3 protein-coding genes are annotated in these 2,986 nt (G+C 60.0%); all 3 read left to right on the top strand.

Annotation, left to right across the window (positions count from 1 at the left end; translation table 11 throughout):
* The first annotated feature begins 4 nt into the window (after nt 1–4).
* On the top strand, nt 5–1,681 hold the full coding sequence (locus ACR1XY_RS24270; protein ID WP_480597332.1) for a formate--tetrahydrofolate ligase: 1,677 nt from the start codon (nt 5–7) through the stop codon (nt 1,679–1,681).
* A 57-nt stretch (nt 1,682–1,738) separates the two neighbouring features.
* A complete protein-coding gene (locus ACR1XY_RS24265) occupies nt 1,739–2,044 on the top strand; it encodes a chorismate mutase (RefSeq protein WP_480597330.1) in 306 nt (101 codons plus the stop codon).
* Between the two features lie 53 nt (nt 2,045–2,097).
* A partial coding sequence (gene folD, locus ACR1XY_RS24260) for a bifunctional methylenetetrahydrofolate dehydrogenase/methenyltetrahydrofolate cyclohydrolase FolD (protein WP_480597327.1) occupies nt 2,098–2,986 on the top strand: 889 nt, incomplete at its 3' end.

The following is a 2,986-nucleotide window of genomic DNA, read 5'->3' as shown; positions in this document are numbered from 1 at the left end:
CCCAATGAGCTATAAATCCGACATCGAAATCGCCCGCGAAGCGAACAAGAAGCCGATTCAGGAAATCGGTGCCAAGATCGGCATCGATTCTGCCGATCTGCTGCCCTATGGCCACGATAAGGCGAAGGTCAGTCAGGACTTCATCAACTCGGTTCAGGACCGTGAAGACGGCAAGCTGATCCTGGTCACCGCGATCAATCCGACCCCGGCGGGTGAAGGTAAAACCACCACCACCGTTGGTCTGGGCGATGGCCTGAACCGTATCGGCAAGAACGCGATGATCTGTATCCGCGAAGCCTCGCTGGGCCCGAACTTCGGCATGAAGGGCGGCGCTGCAGGTGGCGGCTATGCGCAGGTTGTTCCGATGGAGGAAATGAACCTGCACTTCACCGGCGACTTCCACGCCATCACCTCGGCCCACTCGCTGCTGTCGGCAATGATCGACAACCACATCTACTGGGGCAATGAGCAGGCTATCGACATGCGCCGCGTCGTTTGGCGCCGTGTGGTCGACATGAACGACCGCGCCCTGCGTCAAATCACCTGCTCGTTGGGCGGTGTATCGAACGGTTTCCCGCGCGAAGCTGGTTATGACATCACCGTGGCATCCGAAGTCATGGCGATCCTCTGCCTGGCAACCGACCTGAAGGACCTGGAAAAGCGTCTGGGCGACATCATCGTTGCTTACCGTCGCGACAAGACCCCGGTCTACTGCCGCGATATCAAGGCCGAAGGCGCAATGACCGTTCTGCTGAAAGACGCAATGCAGCCGAACCTGGTGCAGACGCTGGAAAACAACCCGGCCTTCGTCCATGGCGGCCCCTTCGCGAATATCGCGCACGGCTGTAACTCGGTCATCGCGACCAAGACCGCTCTGAAAGTCGCTGACTATGTCGTGACCGAGGCCGGTTTCGGTGCTGATCTGGGTGCCGAGAAGTTCATGAATATCAAGTGCCGCAAGGCGGGCATCGCGCCGTCGGCAGTTGTTCTGGTTGCCACCGTGCGCGCGATGAAGATGAACGGCGGCGTTGCCAAAGCCGATCTGGGTGCCGAGAACGTCGACGCCGTCGTGAATGGCTGTGCCAACCTGGGTCGCCACATCGAGAACGTGAAGTCCTTCGGTGTTCCGGTCGTCGTCGCGATCAACCACTTTGTCACCGATACCGACGCGGAAGTGCAGGCGGTAAAGGACTACTGTGGTGACCACGGTGTTGAGGCGGTTCTGTCCCGTCACTGGGAACTGGGTTCGGAAGGATCCGAGAATCTGGCCAAGAAGGTTGTGGAAATTGCCGATGCCGGTACCGCGAACTTCTCACCGATCTATCCGGACGACATGCCGCTGTTCGAAAAAATCGAGACCATCGCCAAGCGCATCTACCGCGCTGACGAGGTGCTGGCTGATTCCAAGATCCGCAACCAGTTGAAAGAGTGGGAAGCAGCAGGCTACGGCAACCTGCCGGTCTGCATGGCGAAAACCCAGTACTCGTTCTCGACCGATCCGTCGCTGCGCGGTGCGCCGACCGGCCACTCGGTTCCGGTGCGTGAGGTTCGCCTGTCTGCCGGTGCTGGCTTCATCGTGGTTGTCTGCGGTGAGATCATGACCATGCCGGGTCTGCCGCGCAAACCGGCTGCCGAGACCATCTGCCTCAATGACGCAGGTGAGATCGAGGGCTTGTTCTAAGCGCCCGAATGAGACATCTCGTGGCCCGGGGATATCCCCGGGCCACAGGAGATTGAAATGCCCACTCTGATACCACCGCATGACTGTTCCTCGATGCAGGAATTGCGGGCTCAGATCGACAAGCTGGACCGCCAACTGATCGAATTGTTGGTAACGCGCGCAAGCTACATCGACCGCGCGTCCGAGCTGAAACCCGGCGAGGGCCTGCCAGCCCGCATTCCGGATCGTGTCGAAGACGTGGTGCAGCGGGTGCGCAAGAGTTCCGACGAGTTGGGCATGGACCCAGATCTAGCCGAGAAACTCTGGCGCATCTTGATTGACTGGTCGATTGCCCGCGAAGAACGCGTGCTCGGCCCCGACTGAAGAACCGGGCGCTTTGTGCGCCCGATCCGTTTTTTGAAAGAAGGGATCAAAGGATGGTAGCGCAGGTTATCGACGGTAAGGCCTTTGCGGCGAAGGTGCGCGCGCAAGTGGCCGATCAGGTTGCAAAGCTGAAAGAGGAAAACGGTATCACGCCCGGTCTGGCCGTGGTTCTGGTGGGCGAGGATCCGGCCAGCCAGGTTTATGTCCGTTCCAAGGGCAAGATGACCGTCGAGGTCGGCATGAACTCGTATGAGCACAAGCTGGATGTGGATACCTCCGAAGAAGACTTGCTGGCGCTGATCGACAAGCTGAACAACGACCCGGCGGTGCACGGCATTCTGGTGCAATTGCCGCTGCCCAAGCATCTGAACGAAGATCTGGTGATCAACTCGATCGATCCGGCCAAAGATGTCGACGGGTTCCACATCTCGAACGTGGGTCTGTTGGGCACCGGTCAGAAGTCGATGGTGCCCTGTACCCCGCTGGGCTGTCTGATGATGCTGCGCGATCACCATGGTTCGCTGTCGGGAATGGACGCGGTTGTGATCGGCCGTTCGAACATCGTCGGCAAACCGATGGCGCAGCTGTTGCTGGGTGACAGCTGCACCGTGACCATCGCGCATTCGCGCACCAAGGACCTGCCGGATGTTGTGCGCCGCGCCGATATCGTTGTGGCCGCCGTCGGCCGCCCGGAAATGGTGCCGGGCGACTGGATCAAGGAAGGTGCCACCGTGATTGATGTGGGCATCAACCGCATCGAGCGGGACGGCAAGAACAAACTGGTCGGCGACGTCGATTACGCCAGCGCCGCCGAGCGCGCAGGTGCGATTACCCCCGTCCCCGGCGGCGTCGGCCCCATGACCATCGCATGCCTGCTGGCCAACACTCTCACAGCATGCTGCCGCACAAACAAACTACCAGAACCAGAAGGCCTGACCGCCT

The organism is Ruegeria sp. AD11(2025) (assembly GCF_056542405.1).
The sequence above is the reverse complement of the archived record's forward strand: the minus strand, read 5'-3'. Positions and strand labels throughout refer to the sequence as shown.